The following is a 20,812-nucleotide window of genomic DNA, read 5'->3' as shown; positions in this document are numbered from 1 at the left end:
GCCTGGATGTTCCCCGCCGGCGCCAACCCAACGGTGATGAACCTCACCGTTGGGTTGACGGAGCTTCAGCGGTCAGATGCCATCGCGCAGGATCTCGATTCTCCACCTCTGGCGCGTATCCACGCCTTGATAGCGGTCGACCCATTCCGGGCTGATCTGAGGCGATGGGCCCAAGTGGTTGGGCATCACATCATGGATAGACGGTGCCCGTGGATAGCTCGCCCAAGGAATGTTCAGCGGGTTGAACACGTTCTTGGGCGTGTCCTGGAAGTGCATGGAGTCATCCGGAATGACTTTCAGCCGGGTGTCATCGGCATAAAGGCGCCAGTCGCGGTTGTACAACGAATGAATCCGATCCGCTTGCCACTCCCACTGCTGCCGGTTATCCAGGGCGCAGCTATCGGTGATCAGGGCGCCATCCGTTTCGCGCACGCTCAGGCACCGGTTCGACGCCCGGTTGACGTACCGATTCTCCGAATCCAGGCCCCACAGCTGATTGACGTTCGAGGCCGCACAGGACTCAAGGGAAACACCGGAGTTGGCGTTTTCAGACATGCACTTGCCGACGCCGTCGGCGGAGCGAATCAGCACGGTCATCTCGCGTGTCAGGAACGGACTGTTCAAGTCCAGCGTGTACTGCTCGGCGGCATCGTAGACATCGGTGACATGCAGGGATCTAACCTGGGTCCGATCCCACCACCACTCACGCCGATTCAAATCATAGCCGCCGCCAATGCTGACTGTTGCCGCACCGGTGTAGGTGCCGGGCAACTCCCACAAGGTATAAGACTCAAGCGACGCCGAGCGCATCATTGGCGTCATTCGCGCCTCAGTCAAAATAGGCATGCCGGCCGTGAGCCTGTCGACCAATACAGCCTTCAGCTTGGGGTCTATGGGTGCGTTCCACGTCAACTTCGAGCCGTTCTGCGCTGCGATCAACGAGTAGTCCTGGAACGCGTAGCTCATGGTCTTGGAATGTGAATAACTCAGGCCGAAATTCACGTTGAACGGCGATTTGGCGGCATAGGTAATGTTTTCGGCTTTCGTTCCGCCAAACTCGCTACCCAATGTTCCGCCAATGGAAAATCCATTGGTTTTCGTCTCGCTGTAATTGAAATCCGTCCTCGAATCGCTGGCAGGCGCCGAATTGACCAACACCGGAACAACCTGTTCAGCGGTCAGTTGGTGAGTGAACCGGTATGCATGGGGCAAGTACGCGCCCCACAGATTTTCCCCACTGCCACCCGGTCCGGACCCACCAATGGTGATGCCGTTTTTCGTGGAACGCGTTGTCGTTGGCGACGTTTTGATGGAAACGAACTTCTTGTCCTGGCTTCGCTCTGCACTCCTGATGACATCGATATTCACCACGGACGTCATTTCCTGGTTCGGGCTTTGAAGATTGATGTTGTAGGTCAGTTTCGGCAGGCCAATGAACTCGCCTTCCTCCCGGGGGTAGCTGCCCTGTGCCTGCAGTTCCGTGACCAGCAACAACACCGCTTCCAGGACGGCTTCATCCTGGTAACCTTCCAGGCGATAGACATTGATCTCCGAATTGCTCACCCGGTGAAACAAGGCATAGTCAAACGCGCTGGAAATTCCGAATATGCCACTTACTGTTTTCGCCAGTTCCGTCGTCTGGTAGCCCATTTTCAACAGCACCGGTTTCCCCGAGCGGAAAATCGCCGTTGCTTTCTCGATGGCGGCTTCATCGTCCTTTACTGCGGCGATGTCCAGATAGGCCAGGGAAGAAAATTTGTCGTCGGCAAGTCGCTCCTTGAATTCTTTCTCAGGCATTGCCGCGACTGACAAGGCCTGGTACCGAGGTAGCGCGACATGCGCGTCGGGAAGTTCACCGAAGATCATTAAAGTGTCCGAAGTCGTCGAACTTGCAGCCACTGCGTTTGCCATTACGCCCAACACAAACAGTCCTGCAAAAATAGCCTTATGTTTTTTCACATTCAATTCCTTTTAAATGTTTCCCCGCCATTGCGTGACGGGCTTTACTTCGCTGTAGTGAGCGACGGCCGGTAACTTACCAGATACTTATCCGTGGACAACTGAAAGGACTTATTCGAAATGAAACCGAGTATGTGAATATATTAAAAGCTAACTTTGAATGCTCTTGAGCAAGAAGTATTAACGGTGTTGTTACTGTCTGGGTTGGCGACGGCCGCATGGCGCCCGGTCCCCGACAGCGGCGCGCAGGGGTGCTCAACGACCGACCACCAGGCTCGCTGACCTTCGATCGCGTTATTTCCAAATGGCAGTCAGTTTGCGAAATAAATGCTAATGACCTCTATACAGACAGGCTAAAATGCGCCCCCGGCTAACCGCTGCCCCTTTTCCAACGCGCCCCACAAGGTTCGCTACGTGATCGAGTTTCAAAACGTCCATAAAACCTACCGCGTCGCCGGTAAGGATATCCCCGCTCTGCACCCGACCAGTCTGACGATCGAGAACGGTCAGGTCTTCGGCCTGATCGGCCACTCCGGTGCAGGAAAAAGTACCCTACTGCGTCTGATCAATCGCCTGGAAGACGCCAGCGGCGGCAAGATCATCGTCGACGGTGAAGAAATCACCGCCCTGGACGCCAACGGTCTGCGACGCTTCCGTCAACAGGTCGGGATGATTTTCCAGCACTTCAACCTGCTGGCCTCCAAGACCGTGGCCGACAACGTGGCCTTGCCACTGACCTTGGCGGGCGAGCTGTCCCGCAGCGACATTGACCGGCGAGTGGCCGAGTTGCTGGCCCGAGTAGGCTTGTCCGATCACGCCAGGAAATACCCGGCCCAGTTGTCCGGCGGCCAGAAGCAACGCGTCGGCATCGCCCGCGCCCTGGCGACCAAGCCCAAGATCCTGTTGTGCGACGAAGCCACCAGTGCGCTGGACCCGCAAACCACCGCATCGGTGCTGCAACTGCTGGCCGAAATCAACCGCGAGCTGAAGCTGACCATCGTGTTGATCACCCATGAAATGGACGTGATCCGCCGGGTCTGCGATGAAGTGGCGGTGATGGACGCCGGCGTCATCGTCGAGCAAGGTCCGGTGGCCGACGTGTTCCTGCATCCCAAGCACCCGACCACCAAGCGTTTCGTCCAGGAAGACGAGCAGATCGACGAGAGCGAACAGCGCGACGATTTTGCCCACGTACCTGGGCGCATCGTGCGTCTGACCTTCCAGGGCGATGCGACCTACGCCCCCTTGCTCGGCACCGTCGCCCGGGAAACCGGTGTGGACTACAGCATCCTGGCCGGCCGTATCGACCGCATCAAAGACACCCCCTACGGGCAACTGACCCTCGCCATCACCGGCGGTGACATGGAGGCGGCTTTCGCCCGCTTCACCGCGGCCGATGTCCACATGGAGGTGCTGCGCTAATGGAACTGCTGACGAATTTCTTTGTAAACATCGACTGGCTGGAAATCTGGCTGGCGACTGGCGACACCTTCCTGATGCTGTTCGGTTCGCTGTTGTTCACCGTGCTGCTCGGCTTGCCGCTGGGGGTGCTGCTGTTCCTGTGCAGCCCACGCCAGTTGCTCGAAGCCCGGGGCGTTTATGCGCTGTTATCGCTGATCGTCAACATCCTGCGCTCGCTGCCGTTCATCATTCTGTTGATCGTGATGATCCCGTTCACGGTATTGATTACCGGCACCTCGTTGGGCGTGGCCGGCGCAATTCCACCACTGGTGGTCGGCGCGACCCCGTTCTTCGCCCGCCTGGTGGAAACCGCCCTGCGCGAAGTCGACCGCGGCATCATCGAAGCGACCCAGGCCATGGGCGCAACCACCCGGCAGATCATCGTCAACGCCTTGCTGCCGGAAGCCCGTCCGGGCATCTTTGCAGCGATTACGGTGACAGCGATTACGCTGGTGTCCTACACGGCCATGGCCGGTGTGGTGGGCGCCGGTGGCTTGGGTGACCTGGCGATCCGGTTCGGTTACCAGCGTTTCCAGACCGATGTCATGGTGGTCACGGTGGTATTGCTGCTGGTGCTGGTCCAGGTCCTGCAAACCGTAGGCGACAAGCTGGTTGTGCATTTCTCTAGAAAATAAGGCCTCGAGCCCATAAACCATGAGCCAGCCATTCGCTGGCAGGCGCCAAGAGCGGGCGCCCCACAAGGAGTTAGCTGAATGAAGAAGTTACTGGTTGCCTTCGCTGCCGCCGCAGCATTTTCCGCCCACGCCGATACCCTGACCGTTGCGGCAACGCCGGTGCCCCACGCGGAAATCCTCGAATTCGTCAAACCGGCATTGGCCAAAGAAGGCGTGGACCTCAAGGTCAAGGTCTTCACCGACTACATCCAGCCGAACGTACAGGTCGCCGAGAAGCGCCTGGATGCCAACTTCTTCCAGCACCAGCCGTACCTGGATGAGTTCAACAAGGCCAAGGGCACGCACCTGGTAAGCGTGACGGGTGTGCACCTGGAACCCCTGGGCGCGTATTCCAATAAGTACAAGAAGCTCGAAGAACTGCCAGGCGGCGCCAACGTGGTGATCCCGAACGACGCCACCAACGGCGGCCGTGCGCTGTTGCTGCTGGCGAAGGCCGGGGTGATCAAGCTGAAGGATCCGGCCAACATCCTGTCGACCACCAAGGACATCACCGAGAACCCGAAGGACCTGAAATTCCGCGAGCTGGAAGCGGCGACCATTCCCCGCGTTCTGACTCAGGTGGATCTGGCGCTGATCAATACCAACTACGCGCTGGAAGCCAAGCTGGATCCGTCCAAGGATGCGCTGGTGATCGAAGGCAACGACTCGCCTTACGTGAACATCCTGGTAGCCCGTGAGGATGACAAGGACAGCGAGGCGATGAGGAAGCTGGCGGCTGCGTTGCATAGCCCGGAAGTGAAGGCGTTCATTCTGGAGAAGTACAAAGGCGCGGTGTTGCCAGCGTTCTGATCTGATCGGTGATGAAAAAACGGGGCTGCGTGGGAATGCAGGCCCGTTTTTTTTGCACTCATGATAAATTCCACGCCACGACCTCTAATGAATAGAGGGCATTCAGGGAGAGAAGTAAGTGATCAAGTCTTTGTTGGTTGGGGCACTGCTGGCAATGGCATCCGCATCGGCATCCGCGATGAGTTGCGATAACCCTAGAAACGCCTATGACAGAACCTATTGCGCGTCGTTGAAAATGGTTCAGTCGGATCAGGAAATCAATGATCAATACAAGAAGACGATGAGTGCTCTGAACCCGGATCAAAAGAAAAAGGTGAAAGCCGCTCAGATCCAGTGGATCAAGATTCGTGACAACGCCTGTTCCAACGATGGCCTGCTCTACCTGGACTGTGCCAATGAAAAGACCGAAGCGCGTATCGTCATACTCAAGGCTGTCGAGCGCGAGTGCCGTGCTGCCGGTTGCGACGACGCCAAGCTGTCGCAGGTCGAGTAAGCCGTAAACCACGAGCACATCGGGCTTGCAGTCGTACCCAAAGAAAAACCCGACGTAAAGCGTCGGGTTTTTCTTTGGCGGTTCACCTGCTATCACGGCTCAACGCTACACAGCGCCACGCTCGACCATGGCACGCCATGCTTGGACGCTGGAGCGCTCCTGCATCCTGGCGTGCCATGCTCGAAGCGCCAGGCACTCTTCAGGCACCGGGAGCTGCACCAGCGAGGCGAAGATCATGCCGCCCAGTACCGCAATATCGGCCATCGAAAACTTGTCGCCCGCCACGAAGGGCTGGTCTTTGAGAAGGTTGTCGAAATAGCGCATGCCCCGGATCGCCTTGTCACGCATCCGGCCGCCCCATTCAGCATTCTGGTATAGCTCGACCTCTGGGCCGAGGCCCGGCGTGGCATGGTGAAAGTACGTGCTGACGGCATCGAGAAACTCGATTTCGGCACGCTTGGTCATCATATGGATGATGCCTTTTTCAACAGGCGTTTCGCCCGTCAACGTCGGATGGCCGTCCAGGCTATCCAGGTATTGGGTAATCGCCGTGCACTCTGCGATCCGCGTCCCATCGCTCAATTCCAGCACGGGCAGTGTCCCGGAGTAATTGATGGCCAGGAACTCGGGGTTCTTGTGCTCGCCCGTCCAAAGATTGACCGACACAAACTCGACGTTTGGCAGCAAGCCCTTTTCCGCCAGTGCGATGCGCACTCGGGCGGGATAAGGGCCATTGAACCAATCGTAGATTTTCAGCTTGGAAGTCGTTGGCGATGCGTCACTGCGTTGCTGTGGAAAAGTCATGATCTATTCCCTGCCTGTCAGTTGGTAGGTAAAGACTGAACCGAACTTTCGACGTCGTCAATCCCCTACCTGACAATTGGCAGGTAAGCGGATCTGCGCGTAGAATCCCTCGCATCTGACGAACTTGAATCTCGATGCGAGGTGGCAACGTGAACGAAAATGCTCGAGAAGCCATATTGGCGGCGGCCAAATCCGCCGCCCAGCTACACGGTTACAGCGGTATCAATTTCCGCAGCATTGCCGAAGAAGTCGGCATCAAGAATGCGAGCATCTACTACCACTTCCCCAGCAAGGCCGGCCTGGGCGCTGCGGTCGCTGAACGCTACTGGCAGGATGTGCAGCGGGCGCTTGAAGAAATCCGCGCCACCAATGTCGATCCGAAACGGTGCCTGCAGCTCTACCCCTCCATTTTTCGCACGTCTCTTCAGAACGGTAACAGGCTCTGCCTGTCCAGCTTCATGGCAGCCGAATCCGAGGACCTGCCCGAAGAAGTGATGCGAGAGGTCAAGGCGTTTGCGGACGTTAACGTGAAGTGGCTGGCCCAGGTACTGGCCGATCTCGGGGCAGGCGACACGCCAACCTGTGAGCGTCGAGCCCTTGCCATTTACACCGCGGTTGCTGGCGCTCAGTTAATTGCGCGAACCCGGGGGGATATCGGCCTGTTCGACGACCTGATATCGAGCTACCAGGAGTCGGGGTTGATTCCAGCCTGACTGCCGTCGCAAAAACGCTGCAGGATCAGGGCAACATTCTGCCGACCACCGAGAATGCCGAGGTTTTTGCCATGCCTAGAGTGCGTTCGAGGGCAGGGTAATGCTTCAAGGGCCCTACAATGGGTGTAATTCGGTTGTTTGCGTTGCTGGCAAGGTGCCACAATCGTTTTTTTAAGTTGCGTCACGATCAGGTGGATCATATGGGTTGCCTAGGATCTCGGGATGACCAGGGTTTGTTCATCGCCGAGCAGGTGCGAACTGACCGGTTACAGCAACTTTTTCGCCAATCGGTTTCCGCGGTTTTTGGCAGTTACCTCGCGGCCATCATGCTGTCTTGGCTGTGCTGGGATCGCTTTGACCACAGCGTTATCTTCTGGTGGCTGGCCATCCTGACCGGGTCGACGTTGTTGCGCGTCTCGTTGTTCATTGCCTATGTTCGCAGCGACGAAAGCAAACGCACGCCTCAGCACTGGGAGCGCAAATACTGGATCACCCTCGTGCTGTCCGCCAGCATCTGGGGGGGAGGCGCATTGGCGGTCATGCCGGCAGACGATCTCTTGGCGCAGGCATTGGTCATGCTCTTTACGGTCGGCATGTCCGTCAGCGCGGTGTCCTGCTATTCGGCCTACCGCGATATGACGCTCGTCTCCATTGGCCTGGTTCTGTTGCCATGCACCGCCTGGCTGCTGTTTCAACCCTTTCCGATCCAAGTCGGCATGGCGCTTTCGATTGTGGTGTTCGCGGCATTTGCCGCCCGTGCCACACACAAAATGTCCCAGGCACTGGAAACCGCTTTCCGATTGACCCGTGAGATGGAGCAGGCGAACAGCATTTCAACCCGCGCAGCCCAAACCGATGAACTGACGGGTCTGAAAAGCCGACGGGCTTTTTTCGAACATGCCCAACGGCTCTATAACGACTGTAAAACCAATCGGCAGGGGTTGTGTGCGGTAATGCTGGACATGGACCATTTCAAGCAGATCAACGACACCTACGGCCATCAGGTTGGGGATCAGGTGTTGCGCCAGATGGGTGTGGTCATCAGCTCGTCCTTTCGTGCGACGGACATTCACGGTCGACTGGGCGGGGAAGAGTTCGCGATTTTGCTTCCGGACACTTCCATCGAGGTCGCCATCAAGATTGCAGAAGAACTGATCCAGACAATTGGCGGGTTGATGATCGAGCCGGTTCACGGAATAACGGCCAGCCTCGGTGTCGCGTCGACGGAGGCTGGGCATAAGGACCTGCATAGCTTGATGAATAACGCGGATAAGGCCCTGTATCGGGCGAAGGCGTTGGGGCGCAATCAGGTGGCGGTTGCGCAGTAGGGGTGGATTTGCCCGGCGCAGGAACCAGAAAACCGCCTATTTGGCGATTTTTTATGTGAACAGAGTTCAGGATTTAGCGCCAGCCATTCGGCCAATAGGCTCAAGCTCCTTGCCTTTGGCGAGGCTAACCGACAAGAACTGACGCTCAATACTCGTCGCACAACCAGCCAGACGGCGGGCTTCGGCTTCGTACTGAGCAGCAAGCAACGGCTTTGGAGTGCGCTTAGAAGTCTTCATGGAAACCTCGGCAATAGAACTGGAGCTGCTAAACGATGCTATCCACCACACCCCCATCAACACGCAGCGCCGCCCCCGTGGTCGCCGAGGCCTGTTCCGAGCTGGCATAGATGATCATGTTGGCAACTTCCTCGACCCGCGCCGCGCGCTGGATGATCGAGGTACTGCGGTGCTCATTGACGAAATCCGCCGCCACCTTTTCCAGGCTTTCCCCAGTGCGCTCGACATCGGCCTGGAGCATTTGGGCAACCCCTTCGGACAACGTCGGCCCGGGCAGCACCGAGTTCACCGTAACGCCCGTGCCAGCGAGGCGCTTGGCAAGGCCGCGTGCAATGGAGAGTTGGGCGGTCTTGGTGAAACCGTAGTGGATCATGTCGGCAGGAATATTCACGCCGGATTCCGACGAGACAAACACAATCCGCCCCCAACCACGCTCGACCATGCCCTGCGCATAGGCCCTGGAAACACGCACGCCGGACATCACGTTGGTTTCGAAGAAGCGCTGCCATTCGCTGTCCGGCGTGTCGAAGAAATCTTCCAGCTTGAAGATGCCCAGGTTGTTGATGACCACATCGAAACGCGGGTACTTGGCGACCAATGCCTGGCAGCCTGACGCGTTGCTGAGGTCGCCCACAAAGCCTTCGGCTTTGGAGGCAAGCTCGCCCAAGCGCTGCAACGCGTCCTGCACGCTGCTCTCGCTGCGTCCGTTGAGGACCACATTGGCGCCGGCTTCGAGGAAGCCTTTGGCGGTGGCAAAACCGATGCCGCTGGTGGAGCCGGTGACTAAAACGTAACGGCCGGTGAAGTCGATTTTCATGGGAGGGACTCCTTGAGTAATGGACCAGGGGGCTGTGCGATGTTTGGCGAGACGATATTTACGAGTTCTTCGTACAACGATTGAAGATAGCGACAATCCAGTAAAACGAAGCAAACCCGACAAGCGGTGTCGGGTTTGCTTCGTTGATTGAGCGAATGTCTACCTGCTAGCGCGACTCAACGTTATCCAGCACCCGATTTGCCATCAACGAACCCAGCTCGATCAGTTGCTGAATACCGAGTGCCACATGACGGCGTGAACCTTCCAGTTCGAAGGCGAGGTCGTTGACCATGGCGTCAGCCGAGGCCAGGGTTTCGGTGAGGTTGGCGAGCAGGGATTCGCTGTCGATGTCTTTTACGATTGTGAATATCTGGCCCGGCTGGGGATCGTCGGGTTTCGTCTCTTTGGGTGAGAGATAGAAATCCAGGGCGCGCTCCGCGGCTTCATCGAGCTTTTTGGTCCTGGATTTTGTGCGCGGGGAGGCTTGCTCCGTTTCCGGAGGGTTTGGAGTTACTTTGAACATAATCTTCGGTTCCCGATGTGATGCCGACACGCCCGAGCTACTAAACAGGGGGTGGCAGCTGTACGCAGGTTAGTAGACCGGGGAACCGAAGAAGCCGGCGCGCCGAAGCGCCCTGCGTACAGCCACCATCAAGCGCAGGATCGAAGCCTGTCTGATGGAAGCACTTGTACATCTTCAATTACCACGGGCTACTAAACCCGACCACTGATGAGCAGTGGCAGGAAGACGATAGAACCCGGAGACAGGGTGCACAAGCGGGCGGATTCTGGCGTAGTTGTAGGCAAAGGCGCAAGGATGCGTGGGTTGGGGGAAGGGTGGCCTTGGGAGAATAAACAGGCGACGGTAAGGCCTGGAATTCGCGAGCCAGGGGCTGCCTCTGCTTGGTTGGAAAGCAGGGCTGGGGCGGATCGTCTGTAGGAAGTTGGGGCTGCTATTGCGAAGCTCCCTCGCCACAGGAGGGTGGAGTCAGTTAATTCAGCGGCGGCTGTGAGGGCGCTATCGCGAGCAGGCTCGCTCCCACAGTTTTTTCCGGGCGGTTCACAGACATCGCATCCATCCCAAATCCTGTGGGAGCTGAGCTTGCTCGCGATGGCGGTGGGTCTGCTTGCACCGATGTTGACTGTGTCGCCGTCATCGCGAGAAAGCTCGGCTCCCACAGGGTTTCTTGGGTGCAGCAGACGCTGCATTCACCACAAATCCCAGTGGGACCGATCTTATGAAGCAACAGGCCTTCAGTACCACCGCGCCTCGCCCGGCGGGCGTTTCTTGAAGCGTTTCATGCTCCACATGTATTGGCTCGGGTACGCCCGCACGTAGCGCTCCACAACTTGGCTCATGGCGGCGCAGGCGGTTGCGGTGTCGGTGCTGTACATGGCTTCTGGCGCGGCTTCGAGGATGACTTTGTAGCCGGAGCCATCCGGCAGGCGCAGCGCGTGGAGGAAGACGCCGACGGCCTTGCCGCCGGCGAGCATGTTGGGGACGAACTTGCTGGTCAGGGCCTGGGTGGCGAAGAAGGGCACGAAGATGCCGGCGGATTCGGCCGGTTCCGGGTCGGCGGGGATACCCACCTGGCCGCCCTTGCGCACTTCCTTGATGACGCTGAGGATGCCTTCCTTGGTGGACGCCGCGACCTTGTTGCCCAGTTGTACCCGCTGCTTTTGCAGCAGTTCATCCACCGCCTTGAGCTTGGGCGGGCGGTAGAAAATGATCGGTTTGCACTGGCTGCAATAGAAGTGGTTGAGCACTTCCCAGTTGCCCAGGTGGCTGGTGATGCCCACCACGCCCTTGCCGGACGCCAGGGCTTCTTTCAATACCTCCAGGCCCTCGACTTCGCGCACCAGTTCGATGGAGCGCTGGGCCGGCCAGATCCAGGCGCAGGCGCTTTCGGTCAGGGATTTGCCGATGTCCTTCAGGCTCTGGCCCACCAAGCGTTCGCGCTCGGCCGGGTCCATCTCGGGAAAGCACTTGGCGAGGTTGATCCGCACCACGTCGCGGGAGCGGTTGGGCAGTTTCCACATGAGCCAGCCGATGGCCGACCCCACCGCTTGCACCGCCCGCCAAGGCAGCAGCGCAAATAACCGCAGAGCGCCGACCAGCAAGGCGCCTTTCAACTTATCCACAGGTCACTCCTGAATTCATGGGCGTGTTGCGAGCCGGCTATTCTAACCGCCGTTTGCCAGCTCGGCGTAGCGGTCGCAGTCCTGGGTGTGGTCCATGACCATCCCCGAGGCCTGCATGAAGGCGTAGCAAATGGTCGGCCCGACGAAGGTGAAGCCGGCCTTTTTCAGGCCCTTGCTCATCTGCACGGCTTCGGGAGTGATGGCCGGCACTTCGGTGCGGTCCTTGAAATGGTTGATAAGGGGCCTGTCGCCGACGAACGACCAGAGGAACGCCACCGGGTCTTCCAGGGCCAGCCAGGCCTGGGCGTTGCGGCGCGCAGCCTTGAGCTTGAGGCGGTTGCGGATGATGCCGGGGTCCTGCATCAGGTCCTCGATTTCGGCATCGCTCATCTGCGCCACCCGCTGTACGTCGAAGTTGTACAACACCTCGCGGTAACGGGCGCGTTTGCGCAGCACGGTGATCCAGGACAGCCCGGCCTGGAACCCTTCGAGCAAAAGCAACTCGAACAAACCCTGCGCATCGCGCAGCGGCGTCCCCCACTCCTGATCGTGATAGGCCATGTACAGCGGATCTTCGGAACACCAAAAGCAGCGTGGCATAAGGCTCCAGGGGGCGTGCGCACGAACGAATCGGGTATACTCCCGCTCTTTAAATCGCAGCCCAAGAAACAGGTGAATTTCGTGAGCCAGCCTACGCCAGCCGTGCGTACCTTCCAAGACTTGATCCTCGCCCTCCAGCAATACTGGGCCGAGCAAGGTTGCGTGGTACTTCAGCCCTACGATATGGAAGTAGGCGCCGGCACTTTCCACACTGCCACGTTTCTGCGTGCCATCGGCCCGGAAACCTGGAACGCCGCCTACGTGCAGCCCAGCCGCCGCCCGACTGACGGCCGCTACGGCGAAAACCCGAACCGTCTGCAGCACTACTACCAGTTCCAGGTGGTCCTGAAGCCGAACCCGGAAAACTTCCAGGAACTGTACCTGGGCTCCCTCAAGCGCGTGGGCCTCGACCCGCTGGTGCATGACATCCGTTTCGTCGAAGACAACTGGGAATCGCCGACCCTGGGCGCCTGGGGCCTGGGTTGGGAAGTCTGGCTCAACGGCATGGAAGTGACTCAGTTCACTTACTTCCAGCAGGCCGGCGGCATCGAGTGCTACCCGGTCACCGGCGAGATCACCTACGGCCTGGAACGCCTGGCCATGTACCTGCAAGGCGTGGATTCGGTCTACGACCTGGTATGGGCCGACGGCCCGTTCGGCAAAGTGACTTATGGCGACGTGTTCCACCAGAACGAAGTGGAACAGTCGACCTACAACTTCGAACACGCCAACGTCGACAAACTGTTCGAACTGTTCGATTTCTATGAAAGCGAAGCCAAGCGCCTGATCGAACTGGACCAGCCGCTGCCGTTGCCGAGCTATGAAATGGTGTTGAAGGCTTCCCATACCTTCAACCTGCTGGACGCACGTCGGGCGATTTCCGTGACGGCGCGCCAGCAATACATCCTGCGTGTACGCACCCTGGCGCGTTCCGTCGCGCAAGCCTACCTGATGGCCCGTGCCAAGCTGGGCTTCCCGATGGCGACCCCGGACCTGCGTGATGAAGTGTTGGCTAAGCTGGAGGCTGCACAATGAGTGCTCAAGATTTTCTGGTTGAACTGGGCACCGAGGAACTGCCACCCAAAGCCCTGAATACCCTGGCCGATGCGTTCCTGGCCGGTATCGAAAAAGGCCTGCAAACTGCCGGCCTGAACTTCGAAACCAAGCACGTCTACGCCGCGCCGCGCCGCCTGGCCGTGTTGATCACCGGCCTGGCGACCCAGCAGCCGGACCGCAGCATCAACCTCGACGGCCCGCCACGCCAGGCCGCGTTCGACGCCGATGGCAATCCGACCCAGGCTGCCCTGGGCTTCGCCAAGAAGTGTGGCGTGGACCTGAGCGAAATCGACCAGAGCGGCCCGAAGCTGCGCTATAGCCAGAGCATCAAGGGCAAGCCGACTGCCAGCCTGCTGCCGACCATCGTCGAAGACTCCCTCAATGACTTGCCGATTCCCAAGCGCATGCGCTGGGCCGCGCGCAAGGAAGAGTTCGTCCGTCCGACCCAATGGCTGGTCATGCTGCTCGGCGACCAGGTCATTGACTGCACGATCCTGGCCCAGAAGGCCGGTCGCGATTCTCGCGGTCACCGCTTCCATCATCCGGAAAGCGTACGCATCACCTCGCCGGCCAACTACCTGGCCGACCTGCGTGCCGCCTACGTGCTGGCCGATGCCAACGAGCGCCGCGAGCTGATCAGCAAGCGCACCGAAGAGCTGGCCACCCGCCAGGAAGGCACCGCCATCGTGCCACCAAGCCTGCTGGACGAAGTGACCGCGCTGGTGGAATGGCCGGTGCCGCTGGTGTGCTCGTTCGAGGAACGTTTCCTTGAAGTGCCGCAGGAAGCGCTGATCACCACCATGCAGGACAACCAGAAGTATTTCTGCCTGCTGGACGCCGACGGCAAGTTGCTGCCGCGCTTCATCACGGTTGCCAACATCGAAAGCAAGGACCCGCAGCAGATCATCGCCGGTAACGAAAAAGTCGTTCGCCCGCGCCTGACCGACGCCGAATTCTTCTTCAAGCAAGACAAGAAGCAACCGCTGGAAAGCTTCAACGAACGCCTGAAAAATGTGGTGTTCCAGGAAAAACTCGGCAGCGTCTACGACAAGGCCGAGCGCGTTTCGAAGTTGGCGGCCTTCATTGCCCCACGCATCGGCGGCGACGCCCAGCGCGCGGCTCGTGCCGGCATCCTGTCCAAATGCGACCTGTCCACCGAGATGGTCGGTGAGTTCCCGGAGATGCAAGGTATCGCCGGTTACTACTATGCCCTCAACGACGGTGAGCCGCAGGACGTCGCCCTGGCGCTGAACGAGCAGTACATGCCCCGCGGCGCCGGCGCCGAACTGCCGACCACCCTGACCGGTGCGGCCGTGGCCATCGCCGACAAGCTCGACACCCTGGTCGGCATCTTCGGCATCGGCATGCTGCCCACCGGCAGCAAGGACCCCTATGCCCTGCGTCGCGCGGCGCTGGGTGTGTTGCGGATCCTCATCGACAAGCAGCTGGACCTGGACCTGAACGACGCGGTGGCCTTCACCGTCAACGCGTTCGGCAGCAAGGTCAAGGCCGCCGGCCTGGCCGATGCGGTGCTGGAGTTCATCTTCGACCGCCTGCGCGCGCGTTATGAAGATGAAGGCGTCGACGTCGCCACCTACCTGTCGGTGCGCGCCCTGAAGCCGGGTTCGGCCCTGGACTTCGACCAGCGCGTGCAAGCCGTCCAGGCCTTCCGCAAACTGCCGGAAGCGGCAGCATTGGCCGCGGTGAACAAGCGTGTGTCGAACCTGTTGAGCAAGGCCGAAGGCAATATCGCGGCCACCGTCGAAGCCAAATACTTCGACAACGCCAACGAGTTCTCTCTGTATTCGGCGATCCAGCAGGCAGACCAGGCAGTACAGCCGATGGCCGCGGCACGTCAGTACAGCGAAACCCTGGCACGCTTGGCGGCACTGCGTGAACCGGTGGATGCGTTCTTCGAGGCAGTGATGGTCAATGCCGAAGACGCCAGCGTACGGGCCAACCGTTATGCACTGCTGTCGCGTCTGCGGGGTCTGTTCCTCGGCGTCGCCGACATTTCGCTGCTGGGGTAAACCTTGAAACTGCTGATTCTCGATCGGGACGGGGTGATCAATCACGACTCCGACGCTTATATCAAATCGGTGGAGGAGTGGTTGCCGCTCCCCGGCTCGATCGAAGCCATTGCGCAGTTGAGCAAGGCCGGCTGGACGGTGGCGGTTGCCACCAACCAGTCGGGCATTGCCCGCGGTTACTATGACCTCGCGGTCCTCGACGCCATGCATGAGCGCTTGCGCGCCCTGGTGGCCGAGCAGGGCGGCGAAGTCGGGCTGATCGTCTATTGCCCCCATGGGCCGGATGAAGGTTGCGATTGCCGCAAACCCAAACCGGGCATGTTGAAGGCCATTGCCGAGCATTATGCTGTGCCGCTGGCGGGCGTCTGGTTCGTCGGCGACAGCCTCGGTGACCTGGAGGCGGCCAAGGCCGTCGATTGTCAGCCAGTTTTGGTAAAAACCGGGAAAGGCGAGAAGACTCTGGGCAAGACCCTACCGGTAGGCACCCTGATTTTTGACGACCTGGCGGCGATTGCCGCTGAACTTATCCACAATTAGAGCTCCCAAGACATCCTGATCAAGGATTGTTCGGGAAGCGCTTGAACAGGCGGGCATTGCCCGCAACGGTAAATGCCGCTATGTCGATATTGCAGGCCATCAGATCTTTTCTCTTTTACCTGCTGTTGGGCACCAGTTCCTTGTTGTGGTGCTCCCTGAGTTTTTTTGTCGCGCCTTTCATGCCGTTCAAGGCGCGCTACCGCTTCATCAACGTGTACTGGTGCCGTTGCGCACTGTGGTTAAGCAAAGTGTTCCTGGGTATTCGCTATGAAGTGAAGGGCGCCGAAAACGTGCCTGAGCGGCCCTGCGTGATCCAGTCCAACCATCAGAGCACCTGGGAGACGTTCTTCCTGTCGGCCTATTTCGAGCCGCTGAGCCAGGTGCTCAAGCGTGAACTGTTATTCGTACCGTTCTTCGGCTGGGCCATGGCGATGCTGCGGCCGATTGCTATCGATCGCGACAATCCCAAGGCTGCGCTCAAGCAAGTGGCGAAGAAGGGCGACGAGCTGCTCAAGGACAACGTCTGGGTATTGATCTTCCCGGAAGGTACCCGCGTGCCGTACGGCACGGTCGGCAAGTTTTCCCGCAGCGGTTCGGCATTGGCGGTGAATGCCGATCTGCCTGTATTGCCGATTGCACACAATGCCGGCAAATTCTGGCCCAAGGCTGGCTGGATCAGGACGCCAGGGACCATCACCGTGGTCATCGGCGAGCCAATGTATGCCCAAGGCAGTGGGCCCCGCGCCATTGCCGACCTCAACGACCGGGTCCAGGCCTGGAACGAACAGACCCAGCGGGACATGGGCTCGCTCCCCCCGACCCCCACGACACCGGCGGCTACGGATCAACTCGCTGTCTGATATCTGTGGATAAGCTGTGTACCGTTTATTCGATAAACACAGCTTTTATCTTGTAACTGATTGTTTTTAATGCATATTTCTTAAAAACATAAAACCAGTCTGAAGGTGCATAAGTTTTTTATAGCGCCTGAGCGATTCGCTGCCTGGAACCGTTTCTATAGAAGGTTGCGATCTTCCGCTTCGTCCCCCAGCAAGGGAAACCGCAAGCTGAACGTCGTACCTTCACCGACCACGCTGTGACATTCGATCTGTCCCCCATGGCGGTCCACCACGGCTTTGACCATCGACAATCCCAAGCCAATCCCATCCACGCCGTGGGCCGACGAGAACCGCCGATACTGACTGAACAGATCGGGAAGCTCATCGACACCAATGCCTTTGCCCTGGTCGCTGATTTCACAGATCAACCAACCCTCCGCGCCGCGAACCACCAACGAAATCCAGCTATCGGGCGCGCTGTACTTGATGGCATTTTCCAGCAGGTTGAACAGCGCACGGGTCAGTAGGGATTGATCCGCCCTCACCATCGCTTCTTCATCATCCACGGCATGAGTCAGTTGGATGCGCTTGGCCTGGGCAATGGGTAACGCCTGGTCCAGCACATCCAGAATCAGCATGGCGAACAGGGTCGGCTGGAATTGGTACGCTTCGGATTCCGCCTTGGCCAGTTGCACGAAGCCATCGGTCAGGTCCAGGGCACGACGAACCTGACGCTCGATCTGATCGAACAGCAGATTACTTCCTCCCGTCTGATGCCGCTGCACGTCGAGCAACGCCAGGATCGCCGAGTGGGGGGCACGCAAGTCGTGGGAGAGAAAACGCAACATCACGCTGCGCTGCTCTTCGGCTTCTCGCTCGGCGCTCAGGTCGATAAGGCTCAGCAACCAGCCAATGGGCGTATCACCGTCCACCGGCATGAGCGGGGCACGCTCCAGGCGCAGGCTGCGTTCGCGAGTGTCGCGAAACTCCACCAAGGGCAGTGTGGATAACCGGTGATGGGGTTCACGCTCCAGCGCTGGGTACCCCAGTTGCACAAGCTGTTCCAGCACATCGCCGCCTGCCAGGACATGACCGAAAAGATCCCGGGCCTTGCGGTTACCGAGCAATATCCGGCCTTGCGGATCGCTGATCATGGTCGCGACGGGCAGGTATTCCAGGCCGTCAGCAATGAAGCGGCGGGTGTCGCGGGTCCTGCCCATGGCCTGTTCCAGGGCCATGATCTGGCCCTGCAGGCGGTCACTGCCGGTGTAGGGGGTGCGTCGGCGTTCCGGAAATACTTTCGGCTCCGCGTCCAGGCGCGCCAGCTCCCAGCCGAAATAGGCCAGCACCACGCTCAGGCGTCGCCAGTTCCAGATCAGGTAGCCAAACAGCATGCCCAATACACTCGCCAGCGGCGACCACCACCAGCCCTCTAACGCCAGCACAGCACTGATCGACAATGCCGCCGCCATGCCACCCACCATTGTCCACAGGGCCAAGTGAGGGCGCAGCAGTAAAAGTCCCAGCACGCAGGCTACCAGGCACACCGATAATACGACGCTCGATCCATGGCGAGCCGATTGGACACTGAGCGACAACAGCGCCGTCACCGGTAACAGCAGCAGACTTATCCACAACCATTCCCGCACCAACTGACGAAACAATCGCTGGGCCTGGGTGGGTTCACGGCTTTCACTGCGACGCGGATGACTCATGGATGCCCTGACCGAACATGAGAGAGGAGTGGCTTCTTGTTTGATGTGAAGCCCAAGACTATAGCGGACTCGATGGGCGGCGTGCGGTTGCCTTTCCCTCTGCGCCGTGAGCCGGTATTGTCGCAGCCTGCGACAGGGGAACGGCAATAAAAATGGCAGATTGCGTGCCCCTGATGATGTCCGTTACTTTCGAGATCAAGGAATCGCGTCCCATGCGTGTCGCCATACTGGATGACGAACCGGCCGAGCTGCGCCGGGTGGAACAGACACTGCAACAGATCCCCGGCAGGGGTGAGCAAACCTGGACCCTGCACAGTTTCGAACGTGGCGAAGACCTGTTGCGGCAACTGCGGCGGGAGACCTTCGACCTGCTGATCCTCGATTGGCAACTGCCCGATATCAGCGGCCTTTCACTGCTGCGTTGGACCCGCGAGCACATGGATGCGCCACCGGCCGCCATCATGCTCACCAGCCGGGACGGCGAACACGACATCGTCCAGGCGCTCAATGCCGGCGCCGACGATTACGTGAGCAAACCCTTCAGGCCCAACGAGCTCAAGGCCAGGGTCACCGCGGTGTTGCGTCGTCATAACCTGCAACGCGCTCCGGCCAGCGACGTGCTGGTGTTCAACGACCTGGCCTTCGACGACGCCGAGCTGACCGTAACCCGAGCCGGTATCCCGATCAGCCTGACCGAACGGGAATACCGCCTGGCCCGTTGCCTGTTCGCCAACCTGGGTCGCCCACTGTCCCGGGAATATTTCTACGAGCGATTCTGGACCCACGAAGAAATGTCCTCGTCCCGTCCGCTCGACACCCACATCTATCGCCTACGCAACAAGCTGGGCCTGACGGCGGACCGAGGTTGGCAGTTGTTGACGATTTATGGGTATGGGTATCGGTTGGAGAGTGTGACGGCGGGAAGCGAAACATCGGTGGCGAGCTAGGTTGATCGTTCCCACGCTCTGCGTGGGAACGCCTCAACGGACGCTCTGCGTTCGGCTCTTTGAGACGCAGAGCGTCTCTGGCTGCATTCCCACGCTGAGCGTGGGAACGATCAAATCAGCCGCGTGCCTGTACCAGGCTTCCTGTTTTTGCAATCCGGCGGCGCTGCACCAGCAATCCGGAGACCACTACCAGCAGGCTCAACAGCCCGGTCGCCAGGATCTCCACACGGTGGGCCTCCTGGAACAGCATGATGGTCAGGGCCGCGACGATGAAAATGATCACCGCGTAGGTCAAGCCTGGGAACAACCACATGCTGAAGGCGATTTTTTCCCCACGGGCCATGCGTTGCTTGCGCATGCGCAGTTGCGAGAACGCGATCACCAGATACACCAGCAGTGCGATGGCGCCGGAGCTGGCCAGCAGGAACTCGAACACCGCCGCCGGGGCCACGTAGTTGGCAAACACCGCCAGGAACGCCGCAGCGGTCGAAAGCATCACCGCCCAGTAAGGCGTGCCGCTCTTGTTGGTGCGCTGGGCAACGGCCGGTGCATCACCGCGCTTGCCCAACGAAAACATCATGCGCGACGCCGTGTAGAGCGCCGAGTTCAAGCAACTGGTCACCGCCACCAGCACCACGATATCGACGATCAGCTTGGCGTTGGGAATGCCCATGCGTTCCAGCACAGTCTGGTAAGAGCCCACGCTGGCGAGCAGCGGGTCATTCCATGGCACCAGGGATACGACCATGAAAATCGACACAAGATAGAACAAGCCGATCCGCCAGATAACCGAATTGGTGGCCTTGGAAATCTGTTGCCCTGGGTTCTTCGATTCGGCCGCCGCAATGGTCACGATCTCAGTACCCATGAACGAAAACATGGTGGTCAGGATCGCGCCCAACACTGCGCCCATACCGTTTGGCAGGAAGCTTTGGGTGTCGAACAAGTGCGAAACACCGCTGACTTGGCTGTTGGGCAAAAGACCGAAGATCGCCAACGTACCAAGAACAACGAAGCCAATGATCGCTATGACCTTGACCAAGGCGAACCAGAACTCGAATTCTCCGTAGTTCTTCACACTGAACAGGTTGGTGATCGTCAGCAGCAACGTGATGACCAGAGTGAATACCCAGATGGCCACATTCGGAAACCAGGCATGCAGGATGGTTGCAGCAGCGTTGGCCTCCAGGGGAATCACCAGCACCCAGAACCACCAGTAGAGCCAACCGATGGTGAAGCCGGCCCAATGACCAATCGCTCGATCAGCGTAAGTCGAGAACGAACCGGTGTCCGGCGAAGCCACCGCCATTTCACCCAGCATCCGCATCACCAACACCACCAATGCACCGGCGGCGGCGTAGGCCAACAGCACGGCCGGACCGGCCGCAGCGATAGCATGACCGGAGCCTACGAAAAGCCCGGCACCAATCACGCCGGCGATGGAGAGCATCGTCACATGCCGGGGTTTGAGCCCTTGCTCCAGATTGTTGGAAGTTTGCGTACCACTCATTGAGACTACCCTTGGTCTTGAATTTATTCGTACCGCCTCGTACCACCGCCTCTTTGTAAATTTAAAGAAACGAGGTGTTGTTTATTTAACACGCAAGTTTTACGCCAGAAAACCTGAGGACCCGTGGTCCCGGGGTCTAG

Annotated in this window: 20 protein-coding genes; 11 read left to right on the top strand and 9 right to left on the bottom strand. The window is 59.1% G+C overall.

Features of this window, described 5'->3' with window-relative positions; all coding sequences use genetic code 11:
- Positions 1-72: 72 nt before the first annotated feature.
- On the bottom strand, positions 73-1,959 hold the full coding sequence (locus FGE05_RS03100) for a ricin-type beta-trefoil lectin domain protein (protein ID WP_139641442.1): 1,887 nt from the start codon (positions 1,957-1,959) through the stop codon (positions 73-75).
- Positions 1,960-2,373: 414 nt separating this feature from the next.
- Between FGE05_RS03100 and FGE05_RS03095 the strand changes: the two genes are divergently transcribed.
- The 4 genes from FGE05_RS03095 (at position 2,374) to FGE05_RS03080 (ending at position 5,397) form a co-directional block, all read left to right on the top strand.
- Positions 2,374-3,381 carry a methionine ABC transporter ATP-binding protein gene (locus FGE05_RS03095; RefSeq protein WP_139641440.1) on the top strand — a complete coding sequence of 336 codons (1,008 nt, stop codon included), beginning with the start codon at positions 2,374-2,376 and terminating at the stop codon, positions 3,379-3,381.
- Positions 3,381-4,055 carry a methionine ABC transporter permease gene (locus FGE05_RS03090; protein WP_139641438.1) on the top strand — a complete coding sequence of 225 codons (675 nt, stop codon included), beginning with the start codon at positions 3,381-3,383 and terminating at the stop codon, positions 4,053-4,055. The genes FGE05_RS03095 and FGE05_RS03090 overlap by 1 nt, the downstream gene beginning before the upstream one ends.
- Before the next feature lie 78 nt (positions 4,056-4,133).
- Positions 4,134-4,904 (top strand): MetQ/NlpA family ABC transporter substrate-binding protein, encoded by a 771-nt coding sequence (locus FGE05_RS03085; RefSeq protein ID WP_139641436.1) that lies wholly within the window; start codon positions 4,134-4,136, stop codon positions 4,902-4,904.
- 118 nt (positions 4,905-5,022) lie between these two features.
- Entirely contained in the window at positions 5,023-5,397 is a 375-nt protein-coding gene (locus FGE05_RS03080) for a lysozyme inhibitor LprI family protein (protein WP_081993370.1), read from the top strand.
- 105 nt (positions 5,398-5,502) lie between these two features.
- Here FGE05_RS03080 and FGE05_RS03075 read toward each other — a convergent pair whose 3' ends face one another.
- A complete protein-coding gene (locus FGE05_RS03075) occupies positions 5,503-6,201 on the bottom strand; it encodes a glutathione S-transferase (RefSeq protein ID WP_139641434.1) in 699 nt (232 codons plus the stop codon).
- 149 nt (positions 6,202-6,350) lie between these two features.
- On the opposite strand from FGE05_RS03075, the gene FGE05_RS03070 reads away from it, so the two are divergent.
- Together FGE05_RS03070 and FGE05_RS03065 are read left to right on the top strand one after the other, a co-directional pair.
- Complete coding sequence (locus FGE05_RS03070; RefSeq protein ID WP_139641433.1) at positions 6,351-6,914, top strand: TetR/AcrR family transcriptional regulator; 564 nt, start codon at positions 6,351-6,353, stop codon at positions 6,912-6,914.
- Positions 6,915-7,114: 200 nt separating this feature from the next.
- On the top strand, positions 7,115-8,242 hold the full coding sequence (locus FGE05_RS03065; RefSeq protein WP_139641659.1) for a diguanylate cyclase: 1,128 nt from the start codon (positions 7,115-7,117) through the stop codon (positions 8,240-8,242).
- Between the two features lie 66 nt (positions 8,243-8,308).
- Here the strand turns inward: FGE05_RS03065 and FGE05_RS29755 are convergent, their stop codons facing one another.
- The 5 genes from FGE05_RS29755 to tag all read right to left on the bottom strand — a co-directional run bounded on the left by FGE05_RS29755 (position 8,309) and on the right by tag (position 12,038).
- Positions 8,309-8,479 carry a hypothetical protein gene (locus tag FGE05_RS29755; protein WP_176562970.1) on the bottom strand — a complete coding sequence of 57 codons (171 nt, stop codon included), beginning with the start codon at positions 8,477-8,479 and terminating at the stop codon, positions 8,309-8,311.
- 28 nt (positions 8,480-8,507) lie between these two features.
- Positions 8,508-9,296: an SDR family NAD(P)-dependent oxidoreductase gene (locus FGE05_RS03060; RefSeq protein ID WP_139641431.1), complete on the bottom strand. Its 789-nt coding sequence runs from the start codon at positions 9,294-9,296 to the stop codon at positions 8,508-8,510.
- Positions 9,297-9,462: 166 nt separating this feature from the next.
- A complete protein-coding gene (locus tag FGE05_RS03055) occupies positions 9,463-9,819 on the bottom strand; it encodes a DUF6124 family protein (protein ID WP_139641657.1) in 357 nt (118 codons plus the stop codon).
- A 731-nt stretch (positions 9,820-10,550) separates the two neighbouring features.
- The gene (locus FGE05_RS03050) at positions 10,551-11,438 is read right to left on the bottom strand and encodes a lysophospholipid acyltransferase (RefSeq protein WP_024777765.1); all 888 of its coding nucleotides are present in this window, start codon (positions 11,436-11,438) and stop codon (positions 10,551-10,553) included.
- A gap of 42 nt (positions 11,439-11,480) precedes the next feature.
- Positions 11,481-12,038, bottom strand: coding sequence for a DNA-3-methyladenine glycosylase I (gene tag, locus FGE05_RS03045; RefSeq protein ID WP_139641429.1), 558 nt, complete (start codon positions 12,036-12,038; stop codon positions 11,481-11,483).
- A gap of 81 nt (positions 12,039-12,119) precedes the next feature.
- On the opposite strand from tag, the gene glyQ reads away from it, so the two are divergent.
- The 4 genes from glyQ to FGE05_RS03025 all read left to right on the top strand — a co-directional run bounded on the left by glyQ (position 12,120) and on the right by FGE05_RS03025 (position 16,521).
- Entirely contained in the window at positions 12,120-13,073 is a 954-nt protein-coding gene (glyQ, locus tag FGE05_RS03040) for a glycine--tRNA ligase subunit alpha (protein WP_024777767.1), read from the top strand.
- Positions 13,070-15,124, top strand: coding sequence for a glycine--tRNA ligase subunit beta (gene glyS / locus FGE05_RS03035; protein WP_139641427.1), 2,055 nt, complete (start codon positions 13,070-13,072; stop codon positions 15,122-15,124). The genes glyQ and glyS overlap by 4 nt, the downstream gene beginning before the upstream one ends.
- A 3-nt stretch (positions 15,125-15,127) precedes the next feature.
- Positions 15,128-15,661 (top strand): D-glycero-beta-D-manno-heptose 1,7-bisphosphate 7-phosphatase, encoded by a 534-nt coding sequence (gmhB, locus tag FGE05_RS03030; RefSeq protein ID WP_139641425.1) that lies wholly within the window; start codon positions 15,128-15,130, stop codon positions 15,659-15,661.
- Positions 15,662-15,741: 80 nt separating this feature from the next.
- Positions 15,742-16,521, top strand: coding sequence for a 1-acyl-sn-glycerol-3-phosphate acyltransferase (locus FGE05_RS03025; RefSeq protein WP_139641423.1), 780 nt, complete (start codon positions 15,742-15,744; stop codon positions 16,519-16,521).
- Between the two features lie 155 nt (positions 16,522-16,676).
- Here FGE05_RS03025 and FGE05_RS03020 read toward each other — a convergent pair whose 3' ends face one another.
- Positions 16,677-18,215, bottom strand: a complete 1,539-nt coding sequence (locus FGE05_RS03020) for a HAMP domain-containing sensor histidine kinase (RefSeq protein ID WP_139641421.1) — start codon at positions 18,213-18,215, stop codon at positions 16,677-16,679.
- A 212-nt stretch (positions 18,216-18,427) separates the two neighbouring features.
- Here FGE05_RS03020 and FGE05_RS03015 point away from each other — a divergent pair, with 212 nt between their 5' ends.
- Entirely contained in the window at positions 18,428-19,162 is a 735-nt protein-coding gene (locus FGE05_RS03015; protein WP_139641418.1) for a response regulator transcription factor, read from the top strand.
- Between the two features lie 115 nt (positions 19,163-19,277).
- Here the strand turns inward: FGE05_RS03015 and gabP are convergent, their stop codons facing one another.
- Positions 19,278-20,672, bottom strand: coding sequence for a GABA permease (gabP, locus tag FGE05_RS03010; protein ID WP_139641416.1), 1,395 nt, complete (start codon positions 20,670-20,672; stop codon positions 19,278-19,280).
- Positions 20,673-20,812: the final 140 nt, after the last annotated feature.

The sequence above is a fragment of the Pseudomonas sp. ICMP22404 genome, assembly GCF_006227205.1.
In the GTDB taxonomy this organism is placed as follows: Bacteria; Pseudomonadota; Gammaproteobacteria; order Pseudomonadales; family Pseudomonadaceae; genus Aquipseudomonas.
This window is presented reverse-complemented; position numbering and strand designations above follow the sequence as displayed.